The 843-nt window shown below is 56.5% G+C and carries 1 protein-coding gene; it reads right to left on the reverse strand.

Annotated features, from left to right (window positions below; all coding sequences use genetic code 11):
- Positions 1–22: 22 nt before the first annotated feature.
- A protein-coding gene (locus tag NDI72_RS21900) for an IS5 family transposase (RefSeq protein WP_113152769.1) occupies positions 23–783 on the reverse strand; the annotation gives its coding sequence in 2 pieces (ribosomal slippage) (positions 23–459 and positions 459–783; 762 coding nt in all).
- Between the last annotated feature and the right edge of the window lie 60 nt (positions 784–843).

Below are 843 nucleotides of genomic sequence, written 5' to 3' on the forward strand. Positions count from 1 at the left end.
AGCTAGGCTCAGGACTCGTTGATTAGAGCCAGAAGATCACGGTTGCAGCGAGCGCGATGGCGGATAGGAAGACCATTGGGCACCTGTCATAGCGCGTCGCGACACGCCGCCAGTCTTTGAGACGCCCGAACATGATCTCGATCCGGTTGCGCCGTTTGTAGCGACGTTTGTCGTATTTGATGGTCTTGTTGCGGGATTTCCGACCCGGAATGCAGGGGGTGATCCCCTTCGCCTGTAACGCGTCACGGTACCTGTCGGCATCATAGCCACGGTCGGCCAGAAGCCATTTGGCCCTGGGAAGCTCGTCAAGCAAGGCAGCAGCACCGGTGTAATCGCTGACCTGACCGGCCGTTATGAAGAAACTGATCGGGCGACCATTCGCATCCGATACGGCATGAAGCTTGGTGTTCATGCCGCCTTTCGTGCGGCCGATCAGGCGGCCCACGCCCCCTTTTTTACCCGCAGGCTGGAAGCCGTGCGGTGGGCCTTGAGATAGGTCGCATCGATCATGATGGTCTTATGCTCTGCAGCTTCAGGCACAGCCAAGCCTTCCATCATCTGGATAAAGATGCCCTTGTCGCCCCAGCGTTTCCAACGGTTATAAAGCGTCTTAGCCGGGCCATATTCCTTCGGTGCATCGCACCACCTGAGCCCGTTACGGTTGGCGAAGATGATGCCGCTCAGAACGCGGCGATCATCAACGCGCTGGCGACCATGGCTCTTGGGAAAATAAGGCTGAAGACGAGCCATTTGCTCGTCCGTCAGCCAAAACAAATTACTCATCAGTCAGGCTCCTATACGCCCGTCTGAATCACAGCCATTTTTTTAAATCAATGGGTCCTG

Origin of the sequence: Nitratireductor sp. GZWM139 (assembly GCF_030068685.1) — a bacterium.
Lineage (GTDB): Bacteria > Pseudomonadota > Alphaproteobacteria > Rhizobiales > Rhizobiaceae > Nitratireductor > Nitratireductor aquimarinus.